This window comes from Flavobacterium muglaense, assembly GCF_014305155.1.
GTDB lineage: Bacteria > Bacteroidota > Bacteroidia > Flavobacteriales > Flavobacteriaceae > Flavobacterium > Flavobacterium muglaense.
Genome location: NZ_JACRUK010000019.1, coordinates 51,923 through 66,970 on the forward strand (window position 1 = coordinate 51,923; position 15,048 = coordinate 66,970).

Annotated in this window: 14 protein-coding genes; all 14 read right to left on the reverse strand. The window is 34.7% G+C overall.

The features are described from left to right. Positions 1-183: 183 nt before the first annotated feature. The 14 genes from H8R24_RS09550 to traK all read right to left on the reverse strand — a co-directional run bounded on the left by H8R24_RS09550 (position 184) and on the right by traK (position 14,947). Positions 184-1,899 (reverse strand): HAMP domain-containing sensor histidine kinase, encoded by a 1,716-nt coding sequence (locus tag H8R24_RS09550; RefSeq protein ID WP_187018366.1) that lies wholly within the window; start codon positions 1,897-1,899, stop codon positions 184-186. After that, on the reverse strand, positions 1,899-3,026 hold the full coding sequence (locus tag H8R24_RS09555) for a sensor protein KdpD (RefSeq protein ID WP_187018368.1): 1,128 nt from the start codon (positions 3,024-3,026) through the stop codon (positions 1,899-1,901). The genes H8R24_RS09550 and H8R24_RS09555 overlap by 1 nt, the downstream gene beginning before the upstream one ends. A 134-nt stretch (positions 3,027-3,160) precedes the next feature. Then, positions 3,161-3,724: a potassium-transporting ATPase subunit C gene (locus H8R24_RS09560; RefSeq protein ID WP_187018370.1), complete on the reverse strand. Its 564-nt coding sequence runs from the start codon at positions 3,722-3,724 to the stop codon at positions 3,161-3,163. A gap of 112 nt (positions 3,725-3,836) precedes the next feature. Next, positions 3,837-4,919, reverse strand: a complete 1,083-nt coding sequence (locus H8R24_RS09565; RefSeq protein ID WP_187018372.1) for a porin — start codon at positions 4,917-4,919, stop codon at positions 3,837-3,839. A gap of 66 nt (positions 4,920-4,985) precedes the next feature. Then, positions 4,986-5,546, reverse strand: coding sequence for a K(+)-transporting ATPase subunit C (locus H8R24_RS09570; RefSeq protein WP_187018374.1), 561 nt, complete (start codon positions 5,544-5,546; stop codon positions 4,986-4,988). A 13-nt stretch (positions 5,547-5,559) separates the two neighbouring features. Then, complete coding sequence (kdpB, locus tag H8R24_RS09575) at positions 5,560-7,569, reverse strand: potassium-transporting ATPase subunit KdpB (RefSeq protein ID WP_187018376.1); 2,010 nt, start codon at positions 7,567-7,569, stop codon at positions 5,560-5,562. A 13-nt stretch (positions 7,570-7,582) separates the two neighbouring features. After that, entirely contained in the window at positions 7,583-9,271 is a 1,689-nt protein-coding gene (gene kdpA / locus H8R24_RS09580) for a potassium-transporting ATPase subunit KdpA (protein ID WP_187018378.1), read from the reverse strand. A 120-nt stretch (positions 9,272-9,391) separates the two neighbouring features. Further along, positions 9,392-9,469: a K(+)-transporting ATPase subunit F gene (gene kdpF, locus H8R24_RS09585; RefSeq protein WP_157510391.1), complete on the reverse strand. Its 78-nt coding sequence runs from the start codon at positions 9,467-9,469 to the stop codon at positions 9,392-9,394. Positions 9,470-9,566: 97 nt separating this feature from the next. After that, positions 9,567-9,851: a DUF7674 family protein gene (locus H8R24_RS09590; protein ID WP_187018380.1), complete on the reverse strand. Its 285-nt coding sequence runs from the start codon at positions 9,849-9,851 to the stop codon at positions 9,567-9,569. A 162-nt stretch (positions 9,852-10,013) separates the two neighbouring features. Beyond that, entirely contained in the window at positions 10,014-11,354 is a 1,341-nt protein-coding gene (locus tag H8R24_RS09595) for a sigma-54-dependent transcriptional regulator (RefSeq protein ID WP_187018382.1), read from the reverse strand. Positions 11,355-11,446: 92 nt separating this feature from the next. Beyond that, positions 11,447-11,731: a molybdenum ABC transporter permease gene (locus H8R24_RS09600; protein ID WP_187018384.1), complete on the reverse strand. Its 285-nt coding sequence runs from the start codon at positions 11,729-11,731 to the stop codon at positions 11,447-11,449. A 169-nt stretch (positions 11,732-11,900) separates the two neighbouring features. Next, a complete protein-coding gene (gene traN / locus H8R24_RS09605; protein ID WP_187018386.1) occupies positions 11,901-12,812 on the reverse strand; it encodes a conjugative transposon protein TraN in 912 nt (303 codons plus the stop codon). 25 nt (positions 12,813-12,837) lie between these two features. After that, positions 12,838-14,097 (reverse strand): conjugative transposon protein TraM, encoded by a 1,260-nt coding sequence (gene traM, locus H8R24_RS09610; RefSeq protein WP_187018388.1) that lies wholly within the window; start codon positions 14,095-14,097, stop codon positions 12,838-12,840. A gap of 226 nt (positions 14,098-14,323) precedes the next feature. Beyond that, positions 14,324-14,947 carry a conjugative transposon protein TraK gene (gene traK / locus H8R24_RS09615; protein WP_187018390.1) on the reverse strand — a complete coding sequence of 208 codons (624 nt, stop codon included), beginning with the start codon at positions 14,945-14,947 and terminating at the stop codon, positions 14,324-14,326. Positions 14,948-15,048 lie beyond the last annotated feature (101 nt).

Below are 15,048 nucleotides of genomic sequence, written 5' to 3' on the forward strand. Positions count from 1 at the left end.
CAGAAAAAAGTAATCAGTACGCAACGCTCCCTTCTATTTTTCCTGAAAAGGTTCGAGTTAAATGATAGGATATTCTTTATCCTATTAATTTTAGTTGACTTTTTTAAACCTAAAGTAGTAGGACTATCTTTTTGGACTTTGATTATTTACTTCTGTTTAACTACAGTATTCAGTTTAAAATAACTAATCTACGTTCATCATTATACTAAATGTACTCCCTAAACCTAGTTCACTTTCTACTGCTATTTTACCACCTTGGGCTTCAATGAATTCTTTACTTATTGCTAATCCCAAACCTGTTCCAGATTTACTGCTTCCTGGAATTTGAAAATACTTATCAAACACTTTATACTTGTATCGAGAATCAATTCCTTTTCCGGTATCGATAACTTGAAATACAACTTGACTATCTGACTGACTTATTTGTACAACAATTTTACTTTCTGCATTAGAATAAGTAATGGCATTGGTTAAAAAATTAACTAAGACCCAAGCCGTTTTTTCACTATCTGCAGTTATATATGGTAGATTTTCTTCCTCATCAATAACAATTTCAATTTGTTTATTTTCTGCTTGCATTTTCACTGCCTCTACTGCCTGATGTACTATTAAATAAGGACTTGCTTTCTCAATTTTCAAATTTATCTTTCCAGTTTCTAATTGTGAAATATCAAGTAGCTCTCCCGTTAATTTAAGTAACCTTTGACTATCCTCTTTGATACTGTCTAAGAGTTGCTTTTGTTCCTTGTTAATTACTCCAGTTGCTTCTTTTTCTAGAAGTTGCAGACTAAATTTTATAGAGGATATTGGCGTTTTTAGTTCATGTGATACTGTCGCTATAAAGTTGGTTTTAGCAAAATCTAATTCTTTGAAAAAAGTAACGTTTCTCAGGATAATTACATTTCCAATAGCGATCTCTTTCTCCTCACCCGTTGGCGTAATCGTAATATCGACCACTTCTTTTTCGAAATAGCTTTCTCTATCATCTGCAAATATTTTTATTGGCAATATCTTTTCATTAGTTTCTAAGGTGATTAGCAATCGTATTAAATCATTATTTACAGCCAAATCGGCTACATTTTTGCCTACAACATCACTTTGCTTTAAACCAAATATAGTCAGGGCTTCATCATTAACAAATAAGATACTATTGCTCGTGTCTAATCCTATAATAGGATCATGCATTTTATTAATTAATGTTTCTAATCTTTTCTTTTCGAAAGACAAACTATACAAATTACTGTTGTTGTATTCCTGTAACTTTTCGGCCATGACATTGAAGGAACGAGCCAAGTCTCCAAATTCATTGTGTTGTAAAAAATGTACCCTTTCAGAGTAGTTCTTGTTGGCAATTTCTTGAATACTCGTTGTTAACTCCTTAATAGGATTAGCAATATTATTGGGTAAATTTACTAATAGATTAAAGGCTATCAGGAAACATAAAGTTCCCAGTATCAAGATATAAAAATTTGCTGTTTCAGCGGTTTTCTGAGCGATATCACTTTTTAGTTTTATTGCATCGGTATTGAGTTTCATGATTTGTAAAATCGCATCATGCATCTCAGCTTTAGCTCCAACTGATCCATTGCCCTCTTTTAATGATTGAAAAGCTATTTTAAGCTTATTGGTGATATTCGCTTCGTTTTTCTCCGTAATATTCAGAAGCTGTAACTCTAAATTTTGACCAAAAACCACAGTAGCATCTGTATTATTCTCGCCAATGTCCTCCATTGCCATTAACATATTCCTAGAATACTCTAAAGAATCATAATTGGCTTTAAGGATATTTTGAGTATCTTGTTTTATCGAATTAATATAATAGACACTAACAACTGAAAGTAAAATTATTAATGAAAATAATAAGCCTACACTTAAGTTTAATTTAGTTTTAATTCTCATTAGGATAAAATTATAAGGTCAACATTTGATGAAGCTAACTTATTTAATAATTTATTAAATATATTTGAAGACAAAATTACTTTAAATAAATTGAAATGTGGTTTTCCTATGCAAACCGTTGTAATCTGTTTTTGCTCTACTACTTCGAGAATAGCATCGGTAATTTTACCGTTTTCTTTTTTTATTACTTCGGCGCCTAATTGCGTTGCTAATTTTAAATTATTGATGAGATAGCGCTGTTTAGCAAGCGGAATTCTAACACTACTCTCTTTCGGTGTCTCCACATACAAAACCATCCACTTGCTGTTGTAATAACTTGCTAAACGCGCCGTTTTTCTAATCACAATTTTGGCCGTTTTGTCATTACTGCTAATACAGGCCAATAATTTATCTTGTCTAAAATTGGTGTTTTTAGGCTTTTCATGCTCTACTTTTCGTACTACTTGACTTGCTACTTCTTTTAGTGCTAATTCACGTAATTGAAGAATTTGATCTGATTTAAAAAAATTAGTCAAAGCCATTTGTATTTTGTCTTCTGCATAAATTTTACCTTCCTTCAATCTGTTTATCAATTCCTCTGCGGTTAGATCAATATTGACTACTTCATCTGCCATACTTATAACATTATCAGGTACGCGCTCTTGTACTTCCACGCCCGTAATTTCCTTTACCACCGTATTTAAACTCTCTATATGTTGAATATTTACAGCAGAAATAACGTTAATACCAGCTTCTAAAACTTCCAAAACATCCTGCCACCGTTTTTCATTTTTACTACCCTGAATATTAGAGTGTGCTAGTTCATCTACAATTACGACCTCTGGCCTCAGATTAATTATAGCTTGAACATCTAGTTCCTCTAGTTCTTTACCTTTATAGAAAATTGTTCGCCTTGGTATTATAGGCAAACCAGTTATTAATTCCTGAGTTTCTTTTCTAGCATGTGTCTCTATATAACCTATTTTAACATCAATCCCTTTTTTTAATAAAGTATGAGCTTCTTGTAGCATTCTATATGTTTTGCCTACTCCAGCACTCATACCAATATAGATTTTAAACTTTCCTTTCCTGGATTTTTGAATCAAATCCAAAAAATGCTGTGCGTTATTCTCCCTTTCTTGTTCCATATTCGCTTTGATGCTTCAAATGATTTGCCCTTCTACCCTTTTTATATTTCAGTAATGAATGGCCTTCTCGATTGTACACTTCCCTTTAACAAAGATTTTGATAACTAAATGATTTAGAAATAAACCTACTGCTATTATTTAGTTATTTTGTCTAATTCGGAATTCAGCATCACAATGTTAATAGTTTTCGGTCCTAGACATGTTATTAATCTTTTTTCGGTATGGTCTACAATGATAGAATCTATAATTTTTGTCGAAATATTTCTAGCTTTTGCGATTCGTGCCACTTGCTTCTTGGCACAATCTATAGTAATGTTTGGACTCATAAACTTAGATTCGTTCAGGATAGATTGTGATTTTCCTTTTCTGTGCACCCTTATTTTTTTTTCAGAAACGAGTTTTTCTGTTACTACAGTGGGATAAAACAATTCGCAAGGCTTTGTTAGTTTACTGCTATCTAATGGCGCTACTTCGTCAAACTCTTCATCCAAAGTTGTACTCCAAAAATAAACATCAGCACTGAATTGCTTGTCTATTGTGGGAGTAGTAACTTCAAGTTTATAAATAGATTTAGCATCTCGTATTGATTGATCTGAATTGCTTTTCTGGCATCCCACAAATAGGACTAAACTTGCTAATCCAAAAAATGGAATACTCAAAAATGTATTACTTCGTTTTAAAATTATTATTTTCATCATAATTAGTAAGGTTAAGACAATGTTACAGTCTATTACCCTGTAGACGCTATTTTTAAGTCTCTTGCAATGGATTATAGACACATTTTTATTAAGTAAAGACTACTATCAAGTTTTAAAATTTTACTGCTAAGGATGTTGACAGAACCAAACTTTCATTAGCAGTTCCTCCTCCTTGTTTAACGTAAATAGCGTCTTTGCTTGAGAAATTTTTCACTTCCATTCTCCAAACTAAATTGGAACCTATTCTATAATCTGAATTCAGGGATGCACCATAGGTTTCAAACCCATCTGGAGTTCCTGTTACGATAATTACTCCTTTTTTATCTTGATAATATTCTGCTCTTACTGCCAAATTTAATTTGTCAGTTATCGCAATTTGTGTCATTACTGAAGCTCCATACCATTTGTTATATTGATCGCCTTGAGAGCTATTCTCTTCCCAACCTAAATCGAATCCTGCCATCAATTTCACTTTACTTGTTAGCTCAAATTGTCCGTAAAAATCATGAAAATAACGCCTTTGACGTACATCGTCTGGTTTATCATTTCCAATAAAAGAACTGCTGTTTAAGGTTATTCTGTTTGTTGGCTTGTAAATCAATTGATGCCCAAAAGCAGGAGTGGTATTTCCATCTACACGCTGAATTCTTTGCCAACCATTTAAATACAATCCGGAAAATTCCCATTGGCCACTTGGAGAAACATAAGTGATTTTGGCTCCAGCCTCAAAATAGGGAGAGTTTTCAGCTATTATACTTCTAGTTAAGGTAATGCAGTCTGCACCTACAGCACTTTCAAAACCGATATGTGAAGGTAAAATCCCAGCGGTAATCCATAAATTTTGATTTTTTAAAACTTTGAATCCTACGTTTGCTTCATAAACATTTTTTAAAACTCCAGGCTCAGCGGAATAATTTGCATTCATATAAGAACCAGCTGCTAAAGCCAAATTGGCGCGAACTAATTCGGTATCATAAATGGCTTTTAGTAATCCTAGATTTAAATTGACCTCATTGTTTCGGTTGTGACTGTAAATAAAGCTTGGACGTGTATTCGTTTCAGGATTATTGGCATCGTATTGGAAGTAGGTTTCAACATATCCTGAAAAGGTCATCGGATTTTTTTTCTCTTCTTGCGCAAAAGCAGCATTCGATAAAAAAAGTGATAAGGCTAGAGTAACTATTTTAGTATTCATTATAATTCATTTAGTTTGATTAAAAAAAAGGGAGACAGCGTTTCATCTCCCTGATTTTTCTATATTTTAATTCAGTTGGTCAAGCGCAATATTTAGTTTTAAAACATTCACTTTTGTAGGTCCAAAAATCCCTAGAAAGGGGTGTTCTGTATTTGCATCTATTAAAGAATTTAATTTTTCGCTACTAATTTTCCTCGTTTTTTGAACTCTTGTAATCTGTACTTTAGTACTTGCAACAGATATGTTAGGATCTAATCCGCTTGCACTAGCGGTCACTAAATCAATTGGAACATCTAATTTTTTTACCGTAGGATTCTTTAATAAAAAAGTATCAATACGACCTTGAACTACAGCTAAATATTCTTCGTTAGAAGCTCCTTTATTGCTAGCTCCTGAGCCAGCGGCGTTATAATCTACAGCAGATGGTCTTCCCCAAAAGTATTTGTCAGCCGTAAAATTTTGACCAATGTTCGAATATCCTTTGTTTTGTTTGTATACTACCACTTCACCTTCACCATTATTGGGCGCTAATTGAGCAACTGTCCAAACCGATAGAGGATAAATTACCATGAAAAGTACCAGCAGGACAACAGTCATTCTGATTCCGATTATTAAATTATTTTTCATAATTTCTATTTTTTTAAATGAATAATGCAACAACAATGTCAATCAATTTGATACCTATGAACGGTACGATAATTCCTCCTACACCAAAAAGTAACAGATTTCTTCTCAACAAAGCACTTGCGCCTATTGGTTTATAGCTCACGCCTTTTAAAGCTAACGGAATCAAGAACGGGATAATAATGGCATTGAAAATTACTGCCGAAAGTATGGCACTTTCAGGACTGTGTAAATGCATGATATTTAATCCTTGAAGCGCTGGAATTGCAGTAATGAATAATGCTGGAATGATGGCAAAATATTTGGCAACATCATTAGCAATACTAAAAGTAGTAAGCGTACCGCGGGTCATTAATAACTGTTTCCCTATTTCGACAATCTCAATTAACTTGGTTGGGTCATTGTCTAAATCAACCATATTTCCTGCCTCTTTTGCTGCTTGCGTTCCGCTGTTCATAGCAACACCAACATCTGCCTGAGCTAAAGCCGGTGCATCATTTGTACCATCTCCCATCATGGCAACTAATCTTCCTGCTAATTGTTCCTGTATGATGTAATTCATCTTATCTTCCGGTTTGGCTTCGGCAATAAAGTCATCAACCCCTGCTTTTTCGGCTATAAATTTTGCAGTCAAAGGATTATCTCCCGTCACCATGACCGTTTTTATACCCATTTTACGAAGGCGTTCAAATCGTTCAAACATTCCCGTTTTGATGATGTCTTGCAACTCAACAACCCCAAGCGCCACTTCATTTTCAGAAACTACCAAGGGCGTTCCTCCGTTTTCGGCAATTATTTTCACTCGATCTAAAAGCTCCGTTGGAAAAGGATTTCCAGCATTTATGACTATACTTTTTATAGCATCAGTTGCACCCTTTCTAATTCGAATTCCGTCAAAATTCATTCCTGAACTTCTCGTCTCAGCTGTAAACTTGATAAATTGTGCGTTATTTACTTGCAGTGTTAAAGGATCTATTTGTGCCAACTCTACAATTGATTTCCCTTCGGGAGTATCATCCGACATAGAACTTAAAACCGCTGCTTTAACCAATTGCTCTTGTGAAATACCTGGAGCAGCATAGAACTGAGTTGCTTTCCTGTTACCAATGGTGATTGTTCCTGTTTTATCCAATAACAATACATCAATATCTCCTGCAGTCTCCACCGCTCTCCCGCTTTTTGTAATTACATTGGCTCTTAAGGCTCTGTCCATACCTGCTATTCCAATCGCAGATAATAACCCTCCAATGGTGGTTGGTATCAGGCAAACAAATAATGCGATAAATGAAGCTATCGTAATATTTACATTCGAATAATCAGCAAGTGGTTTTAGCGTAATACAAACGATTATAAAAACTAACGTAAATCCTGCAAGCAATATCGTTAAGGCAATTTCGTTTGGCGTTTTTTGTCGTGAGGCACCTTCTACCAAAGCAATCATTTTATCTAAAAAACTCTCCCCTGGCTCATTGGTTACTTCTACAACGATGCGGTCTGACAATACTTTCGTACCACCAGTAACTGAACTTTTATCTCCGCCTGACTCGCGGATCACTGGTGCCGATTCACCTGTTATGGCACTTTCATCTATTGTTGCGAGACCTTCTATGATTTCCCCATCCGTTGGGATGGTATCACCCGCTTCACAAACAAACAAATCTCCTTTTTTCAGTTGCGAAGAAGAAATCTTTTCTCCTCTTTTTAAGGTTGCTGGTGTTTCTTCTCTTGTTTTTCGTAAACTGTCAGCTTGAGCTTTTCCTCGTGCTTCGGCAATCGCTTCTGCAAAATTGGCAAACAACAGTGTAAATAAAAGCACTAGGAATACAACAAAATTATATCCAAAACTACCTTGCGATGTTTCACCCGTTAATGTCCAAATAGAGACAAATAGCATAACGATTGTCCCGATTTCTACCGTAAACATCACAGGATTTTTAAATAGTAACTTCGGATTTAATTTCACAAAAGACTGCACTAATGCTTGTTGCACAATCTCCTTTTGAAACAATGATTGATCTTTATTCATTTTTAAATTCTTTTTAGTAGATAGTAAAATATTCAGCGATTGGTCCTAATGCTAGTACAGGAAAGAAAGCTAAGGCGGCTATAATTAAAATAACAGTTAAGGTCACTACCCCAAATGTAGCCGTATCTGTCTTGAGCGTTCCATCATTTTCAGGTATGTATTTCTTTTGTGCTAAGAGTCCAGCAATGGCTACAGGCCCTATGATTGGCAGAAAGCGTGCAAGAAGCAGTACAATTCCAGTAGAAACATTCCACCAAAAAGTATTGTCTCCCAAACCTTCAAACCCACTTCCGTTATTTGCGGATGCAGATGTGAATTCATATAACATTTCACTAAGTCCATGAAATCCAGGATTATTTAATGTTGCTGTGCCATATTGAGGCATAGCAGTCGTTATTGCAGTACCCACTAATATTAAGAATGGGTGAATCAAAGCAATAATCATCGCTATCTTCATTTCTCTAGCTTCGACCTTCTTCCCAAAAAATTCAGGTGTCCTTCCAACCATTAATCCACTAATAAAGACCGCTAAAATGATGAAAATGAAGAAGTTCAAAATTCCGACTCCCACTCCACCATAAAAGCTATTAATCATCATTGCTAGTAATTCATTCATACCCGAAAGAGGCATCGTGCTGTCGTGCATTGAATTTACCGAACCTGTTGAAATTACTGTAGTTGCAATACTCCAGTATCCTGTTGCTGCTGCACCAATTCTTGATTCTTTTCCTTCCATAGCACCCAGAGAGGTATCAATTCCCATTTTTTGAATCATAGGATTTCCTTGCATCTCTGCGATAACATTCGGAATGGTTAATGCCAAAAATCCAACAGTCATCACGCCAAAAATCATCCACGAGAATTTCTTCCTTTTAATAAAATATCCGAAAGCGAATATCATTGCGAATGGAATTAACATTTGAGCAATCATTTCGACCATATTGGAGAAGTATGTTGGATTTTCAAAAGGATGTGCAGAATTGGTTCCAAAAAATCCGCCTCCATTCGTACCTACATGTTTTATCGCTACAAAAGCAGCAGCAGGACCACGAGAAACATCTTGTGAACTGCCTTGTAAAGTAGTTATAGTATCTTTTCCCTCAAAAGTCATTGGAGTTCCTTGAAAAGCTAGTAAAATTGCCACTACTAATGAAATCGGAAATAAGATACGTGTACATGATTTCATGAAGTACGTATAAAAATTACCTAATTCAGTAGTGGTTTTATCTCGAAATGCTCTAAAAACTACTACTGCGGCGGCCATTCCAGTCGCGGCACTTACAAACTGTAAAAACATTAGATAGAACTGTCCTAGATAACTAAGTCCTGTTTCTCCTGAATAATGCTGCAGGTTACAATTCACTACAAAAGAAATCACGGTGTTGAAAGCTAAATCGGCGGACATACTTGGATTTCCATCTGGATTCATGGGTAAGCTTCCCATGGTCATCATGATGATCATTCCTATGAAAAACCATACTACATTAATCGTTAGTAAAGCTTTCATGTGCTGTTTCCAGTTCATTTCTTGCTCGGGATTAACACCACTCAATTTGAAAAGCACTTTTTCAACTGGATTGAATATAAAATCCAGCCACGTTTTCTCGAGTCCGTAAACCTTGGAAATATATTTTCCTAATGGAATAGCGAGTGCTAATGTGAGCAAAAACATCGCTATAATTCCAACTATTTCTGTATTCATTTTTATGTATTAAGGATTAAATAAATTTTGGTTTTAAAAGAGGTAAGAACTAAAACTGTAATAGCGAAAATCCACTCTGATACAATTATCAGCACTTGCCTATTTTTTACCTTGATCATTTTAGAATTTTTCTGGCTTAAGTAATACGTAAACCATATAGCCAAAAACGGCTATTGCGACAATAAAAAGTGCGATCATAATTTTAGATTTTTTCAAAAAAGTCAATGGTTAAAAAACAAATGCCAAATAATAAAATGGCTAGTCCGAGCAATAAAATTGTTTCAGTCATCATAATTTAATTGTAATTTGGTTGGTGAATTTGCTTTGCATATTCTGTTTTCAATACTTCGGGAAATAAATTTGAAATGGTGCAATGCTTCACTTTTAAGAAGGAAGCAATTGAATAGAGATACACATTGGCAATAATACCTCTTGTTTCTGTGCTACCTGTAACAAATAGTTTTTCAGCTATATTGAGGCATTTTTTTGCCCTTAGTACATTGCCAGCGATTAGTGCTTTTTTAGTAATCTCAGCAAATCGTTCTGCATTTTTGAATACATTAGTAATTTGATTTTTCATTTGAATGTTATTTATTTTCTAGTGCAATGCCAAAAGACATTCCAAAAAAGGAACAAACAAATTAATCAACTACATATCAACATATTAACACACAAACGTAATTTTAGAGCACAAAAAAAGCCTATCAAAATGATAGGCTTTTTATTAAAATGATAGGTTTTATTAAATTCTATACTCTTCTACCTTTCGATACAAAGTAGCAATTCCAATTTCTAACAACCTTGCAGCTTCCGCTTTATTGCCATTGGTGTAATTTAAAACTTTTTGGATGTGTAGTTTTTCCATGCTATTGATAGCAAAAGCGGATAGTACAGTATCACCACAATTCTCTTTATAATTTACAATTTCATAGGGTAAATCGGCGGCAGTTAAAGAATTCGAAGAAGCTAAAATCACTGCTCTTTCAATTACGTTTTTAAGCTCACGCACATTTCCTGACCAAGAGTATTTTTCTAAGTGCTCCAAAAAATCGTCCTCAATTTCTAGTGCCTTCTTGTTTGTCGCAACTGAAAATTTTTCAACAAAAAAATTAGTAAGAGCACCTATGTCCTTGACACGCGCACGCAAAGGCGGCAAATTTATTTCGAAAATATTCAACCTATAATATAAATCAGAACGGAAACGATAGGCCTCACTTTCGGTTTTTAAATTTCGATTAGTAGCTGCAATTAATCTAAAATTGGATTTTTTAGGGGTACTATCTCCTACGGTAATATATTCATTGGTTTCTAATACTCTTAACAATTTTGCTTGCAAATCAAGAGGCATTTCTCCTATCTCGTCCAAGAATAAAGTACCGCCATTTGCTTCTTCGATAAAACCCTTTTTGTCTTTTACAGCTCCTGTAAAAGCACCTTGACGGTGGCCAAACAGTTCGCTTTCTAATAATTCTTTACTAAAAGTACTGCAGTTCAGCGCCACAAATGATTTTCCTACGCGAGTACTATTTTCATGAATGGCTTGTGCAAAAACTTCTTTACCGGTTCCTGTCTCTCCAGTTAATAAAACGGTGGAATCAGTTATCGCAACTTTTTTTGCCAATTCAATAACTTGTAACAATGCTTTAGACTTTCCTATGATAGCGTCAAAAGAATATTTATTCATAATGCGCTTTTCCAACTGCTTCACTTTCTTCTGAAGTTGGACTTTTTCTAAAGCCTTGTATAAAAGCGGAATGATTTTATCATTGTCATCTCCTTTGACAATATAATCAAAAGCGCCATTTTTCATTGCTTGAACGCCGTCAGATATGTTTCCATAAGCGGTTAGCAAAATCACTTCTGTTAATGGGAAATTAGTTTTTATCTTTTGAAGAAAATCTACTCCATTACCGTCAGGAAGTTTGACATCACATAGCACAACATCAATATCATTCTGCTCTAATTTTTTGAATCCCAACTTCAAATCCGGAGCTTCAACTACTTCAAATCCCTCTGAATTTATTATCCTTGCGAGTAAACCACGAAGTTTTTCTTCGTCATCAATTATTAAAATATTTTTCAAAAGATGTGCAATTTTATTTATGTAAAACTAGTTATTATTTAATTACAATAAAAAATAATAGTGAAGCAATAGAGTGTCTGGATCAAAACAATTTATCGTACTGAATTTATGATTTTACCTTTTTTTTCAGTTTGCTCTTCTCTATCCTTATTATTTCTTGAATAACTCCATAACATAAGTAGTCCAAAAATAATAAATCCAATGGAAATCCATTTGGTCACTCTTTCAAAGAATGTTATTACTACTGATTTTTCGTAACTCGAAAACCCTTCCACTCCCATTGGCCCTCTTCTGTAAAACTTTCGTCTGTTGATCCAATATCGAAGGCTTACACCTATAATTAGAGCAATTATACCTAAAAACAATGCAGGATTCATAATCAAATATTTATAAATTTCACGTGATAAATTTACAAAAAAAAGCAACAAAATAAAAATAAGTTACTCATTTAAAGGTAGTTACTATAAATATTTAAGATACCAAAAAAACAATGTGATTGCTTTACTTGATTCAGTAAAGCAATCACTTCCTATTTAATTTTAATCACTACTGTAAATCTTCCTCTGTATGTGGCTTCTTAACTAACTTGGATTTAAGTAAGTGGCTGTTTTTAATCTCCAAAACTTGCAATCGACTACCATTTTTTTCATGGAGTTCTATGCGAAGCACTTTGTCATCAGCGATCGTAAATTGATCCAAAACAAAAACATTTCTGGAAACCGTTTTTCCTTCTACCTCATCAATAGCGCCATAGACTCTTATTGGATATTTAGTTACTTCCTGTACAACCGTGCGTTTCGCTTTCTTTTTATCTACCACTTTAAAATTGACGAAATCAATTGGAAATGAAACGAAGCTAGAATTCCTAATTTGTGTATGAAAATAAAATTTGTCATCGTTAATATAAATACCTTTTAATAAAAATTCTATTCCAAATTTTTTTGTGCCAATTTGTTTTATAAAGTGCTTGTCTTGCTTATAAATCTCCTCCATTAATTCGTCGACCATGATGGGCGAATTCGTACCAAGTTCTTTAAACAAAATTGGTTTTGAGCTCCATCCACGATCACTTATAACAGTTTTAGTTAAACTGTAATTTGTAACCCTAGGACATGAATTGTAGGAGACATTAAAACTATAGAAAGTTCCGTCTTCTGTAATTACTGAAAAGTTGGTTTCTTCTTCAAAATCGCGAACAGAAGCCTTTACTCGCAAAACATTACCAGCATCCTCAGCCTTACTGGCAACCAAATTAGTACTACCTAAATCTACGTAACGAATACCTGAGGGAAATAATAGATGCGTAGTTTTATCGAACGTTACTTCTATATCGTATGGTTCTATTACGCTTAAGTTCTCTTTGTGACTCAAGCATAGGGCATTTTGCCCGTGCGTAATTGATGTGCATCCTAACATTAAAATCAGGATCATCAATGTATTTTTTACAGCTGTTTTCATTTTATACCATTTATTTTTTGAACAATTATTTTTTTGATACTAACAGCACTTGCAGTCCTGCTTTTAGGGTAACTTTTGGAGTCTTAATTTTTTTTGAGAAATAATTTGATACACCTTGAACTAATCCTCGGCTTAGATCCCCTGCGATTTGTTGTCCAGCAGAAGTGGACAACATTATACTGCTGCCGGAAGTTTGTCCCATATTGGCTGCCATGTCGATCATAGCGTTACGTTCTGGAGAATAAGGCACTGCCAATCCCTGTTGTCCGTCCAAACCATAGATAGTGAGCTCAATGGGGAGAATATTTCCCTCCAACTCAATAGAAATAATTTTCAATTGTAACCTACCTTGCTGAAACTTCGAATTTGCAGTTACTACAGTACCGATTGGGATCGTTTTGTTCTGTATCCTTGCGGGTTCCAATAAACGCAAGCTAACACTGGTTTCTTCGGAGACGAGTTGTGTTTCTTGAACAACAGCACGAATACTATTCTTTGTTTGCTGTTGCTGATCAGTACTGGTGAATGTACTATTGCTAACCGCTATTACAAGCTGCTCATCAACGCTTTGCTTAAGGTTAGAAACTACATTGTACCTTTCTGGAATTATCGAAACAAAGGCCTCTTTTGGTGGTGAAGAAGGTCCAGTTGACTTATTTTCGGGCGAAGCCGAATTGATCGGCAAATATTTAGCCGCCATCTGATAGGATTTCTCCATTAACTCCAACTGATTATCAACAACATTGGTTGGTGATTCTTCTTTTTTTACCATTTCTTTTTTTAGTTCCTCCAATTGTTTGCGTAATTCCTGCGTTTCAGAATTATCATTATTATAAAAACTGCCCAATGTGTTTTGTGCATTGCGATAACTATTTAAAGAGGCGTTACTATTGCCTTCTTTTTCAGGAACATCTTGCAAAGATTCTTCTGTACTCCCTTCATTCCAGTAATCCGATAGCGATGTCAGGGCATTTTGTTTTTCTTGGTTTTTCTGTTCTAATAATTCTTGTTCGTAGGCTTTTTGTTTGTCATTTTCTAAACCAATAGTTGTAGGCTGAGGAACAGAGTCGTTAAGCCCGAGAATCTCGATATTTTTTACATTTTCTGCTGGTTTAAAAATCAAATACATACAGCCAAAAAATACTATCGCCATCAATCCAAAGATGATTGGCTTTTTAATTTTTTCGACTTTACCCTCCCGACTCACTGCCAGCTCATCAGGTGATGTATTTATACTGCCATCTGTAACGTAGACCGCACTTTTCTTGTTTTCATTTTCTTTCATGTCTTTTCTTTTTTTCAATTAGTACTAATGATCCCTCCAGGGATTGAGTGCTACAGGAACTAAAACAAAATGCTAAGAATACCACCTATGCTGATTATCAGATAGGCGGTAAAACAAACTATGATGCATGTATACTGCTTCTGCAATGGAAGCATCCTCCATTTCACCTCAACTTCATTGATCCATAGGTTAATATTTGTTCGAATCTCCTTCATTGTTACAATTTTTAGCGTTCTATAATTTCTAGATCCTTATTTTCTAAAACCGTAAACTTCTCTATATTGAATCCTTGTGGATTGTTATCTGAACGAACGGAATTAACTAGGTAGCAAGAAGTGACAAGATTCCTTTTTGTTACATTACTGGATCGAATGATGAACTGCTTAGAGTACGTTTTCACAGCATAAGGATAGGTTTCAAAATCACATACCACACTATCCACTTCAAGTCGTTGTTGGACATTTCCTGAAATGATCCTATTGTAATATCCTTTTTCTGCTAAGTCTTTGTAATAATCAAAAGCACTTTTATCAGCAAGATTGAATGCTCTTTTCATATTATTCTCAATGGCGTTTTTATCTGGAGCTAGTGTAAAGAAAAGCTCGTGAAACCGACGAACATGCTCACGAGCCTCTACAGGCCGATTGATCGAAGCATCCTGAGCAAGAGCCAACATTAGCGATTTTCCGTTGTCTAATACATAGACCTTCTGACGTTGCAACTCAGCGAATCGGTATGATTCCCAAACAGCATAACCCGATATACCCACACACAGTACTGCAAATACAAGGGCATAAAGCCTAATTTGACTAAAACTGTTTTCGATGTTTCTTAAAGTTTTAAATTCCATTTCATCTTAGTTTTAAATTATTTATAGAGGTGTAAAGATAAATTCTTATCTTTCGTGAAAGAATTTTATTATGGAATCATTCAAAGGAGAAAGTATTATCG

What these genes read in the sequence shown, in the direction of transcription:
- H8R24_RS09560 (WP_187018370.1), bottom strand. Translation starts at nt 3,724, where the DNA reads ATGATGAAAATAATAATTTTAAAACGAAGTAATACATTTTTGAGTATT.
- H8R24_RS09565 (WP_187018372.1), bottom strand. Translation starts at nt 4,919, where the DNA reads ATGAATACTAAAATAGTTACTCTAGCCTTATCACTTTTTTTATCGAAT.
- traM (WP_187018388.1), bottom strand. Translation starts at nt 14,097, where the DNA reads ATGAAAGAAAATGAAAACAAGAAAAGTGCGGTCTACGTTACAGATGGC.
- kdpF (WP_157510391.1), bottom strand. Translation starts at nt 9,469, where the DNA reads ATGATCGCACTTTTTATTGTCGCAATAGCCGTTTTTGGCTATATGGTT.
- kdpB (WP_187018376.1), bottom strand. Translation starts at nt 7,569, where the DNA reads ATGAATAAAGATCAATCATTGTTTCAAAAGGAGATTGTGCAACAAGCA.
- traN (WP_187018386.1), bottom strand. Translation starts at nt 12,812, where the DNA reads ATGAAAACAGCTGTAAAAAATACATTGATGATCCTGATTTTAATGTTA.
- H8R24_RS09600 (WP_187018384.1), bottom strand. Translation starts at nt 11,731, where the DNA reads ATGAATCCTGCATTGTTTTTAGGTATAATTGCTCTAATTATAGGTGTA.
- H8R24_RS09555 (WP_187018368.1), bottom strand. Translation starts at nt 3,026, where the DNA reads ATGGAACAAGAAAGGGAGAATAACGCACAGCATTTTTTGGATTTGATT.
- kdpA (WP_187018378.1), bottom strand. Translation starts at nt 9,271, where the DNA reads ATGAATACAGAAATAGTTGGAATTATAGCGATGTTTTTGCTCACATTA.
- H8R24_RS09570 (WP_187018374.1), bottom strand. Translation starts at nt 5,546, where the DNA reads ATGAAAAATAATTTAATAATCGGAATCAGAATGACTGTTGTCCTGCTG.
- traK (WP_187018390.1), bottom strand. Translation starts at nt 14,947, where the DNA reads ATGGAATTTAAAACTTTAAGAAACATCGAAAACAGTTTTAGTCAAATT.
- H8R24_RS09590 (WP_187018380.1), bottom strand. Translation starts at nt 9,851, where the DNA reads ATGAAAAATCAAATTACTAATGTATTCAAAAATGCAGAACGATTTGCT.
- H8R24_RS09550 (WP_187018366.1), bottom strand. Translation starts at nt 1,899, where the DNA reads ATGAGAATTAAAACTAAATTAAACTTAAGTGTAGGCTTATTATTTTCA.